Origin of the sequence: Halorubrum sp. SP9, from assembly GCF_005435015.1 — an archaeon.
GTDB classification, from domain to species: domain Archaea; phylum Halobacteriota; class Halobacteria; order Halobacteriales; family Haloferacaceae; genus Halorubrum; species Halorubrum sodomense.
Genome location: NZ_SGXU01000079.1, coordinates 1 through 745 on the forward strand (window position 1 = coordinate 1; position 745 = coordinate 745).

At 48.2% G+C, this 745-nt stretch carries 1 protein-coding gene and 1 pseudogene; one reads left to right on the top strand and one right to left on the bottom strand.

Annotation, left to right across the window (positions count from 1 at the left end):
• Nucleotides 1-384: pseudogene (locus tag EXE45_RS16355) on the top strand (sulfatase); the annotation flags it as partial.
• Nucleotides 385-463: 79 nt separating this feature from the next.
• On the opposite strand, the gene EXE45_RS20565 reads toward EXE45_RS16355, so the two are convergent.
• Nucleotides 464-745: glycosyltransferase (locus EXE45_RS20565; RefSeq protein WP_199233660.1), on the bottom strand; the 282-nt coding region annotated here is incomplete at its 5' end.

The window sequence follows — 745 nt, forward strand, 5'->3', positions numbered from 1 at the left end:
GGATGTTCACTTATGCCTCTGCTTCGCGATAATGGGAAATGGAAGTCCAGACAGGCAGTAACCGCTGAAGAGGCACACACACAGCGAAGAGCCATGATCCGGACGGCAGATTATAAACTGATCGAGTCGCTAGATGAAGACACAGTCTGTCGATACTGTGAGATTGAACACGCGCCAGCGGAGGAACTGTACGACTTACAGTCAGATCCGAGCGAAGATCAGAACATCGCTAAAGAGAGATCCGAAAAAGTGTCAGAATTCAATAAACTACTGGATCAACATCGTGAAGCGCTAACTGAACCCACGCCAACAGACAATGAAGAGGTCAACTATGAAGATGAAGCAGCTGTCATGGAACGACTCGAAGACTTAGGATATAGATAGTGAGGATCGTCTCAGTGATAATATAATGATCAAAGAACATATTAATCGAAACACACCTGAATGCTTCTCAGAAGCAAAATTAGACTTGCTTAAACACCACTTTTCGAAGGCCTTCCTCGAAGTTCGTGTAATCGTACCGTTCCGCAAATTCCTGGATGTCGTCACGGTTGAAGATATTTGTATCGAATGATTGGATCGTTTCTCTGAGATCAGCTACCTCTGGGTCGAAGAGCCTCCCGGTCACCCCCTCTTCAACTTGATACCGGGTGAACCCTTCATTCACTCCGATCAGGGGTTTGCCCGCCATCAGCGCCTCCGCGCCGACGAGACCGAAGTCCTCCTGTGTCGGCGCGTACACGAC